The organism is Nocardioides abyssi (assembly GCF_030412915.1).
Classification (GTDB): domain Bacteria; phylum Actinomycetota; class Actinomycetes; order Propionibacteriales; family Nocardioidaceae; genus Nocardioides; species Nocardioides abyssi.
Genome location: NZ_JAUHJR010000083.1, coordinates 1 through 321, shown reverse-complemented (window position 1 = coordinate 321; position 321 = coordinate 1). Strand labels below are relative to the sequence as shown.

General features: G+C 68.8%; 1 protein-coding gene. It reads right to left on the bottom strand.

From position 1 onward, the window contains the following. Positions 1 to 321, bottom strand: a 321-nt coding sequence (locus QWY29_RS19995; RefSeq protein ID WP_439117460.1) for a Mu transposase domain-containing protein, incomplete at both ends; no start/stop codon positions are given.

The window sequence follows — 321 nt, the reverse complement described above, 5'->3', positions numbered from 1 at the left end:
GTCGTTGGTGCGGTACTCGTTGGCCGCGTCCGGCGGCAGCAGCAAGTGGCTGCTCAGCCGCGCGGTGCCGCGGTAGGCCTGCAGCACCCGGTCGGTGATACGCAGGTCGACCAAGGCGCCGACGTGGGCGAACGGTACGGAGTAGAAGTTCTTCTCCCACACCACATGCCCGTTGCGCCCGACCCGACGCCCGTAGACCCACCGGCTGATCTCGTAGGCCGTTTGTGGCAGCGGCCGCAGCAGCGGCTGCTCCTCGGCCGTGAACACGCTCGCCCGCGAGCCGGGTCGCTTTTGGAACGGCTCGACGTTGTAGGCCTCCAC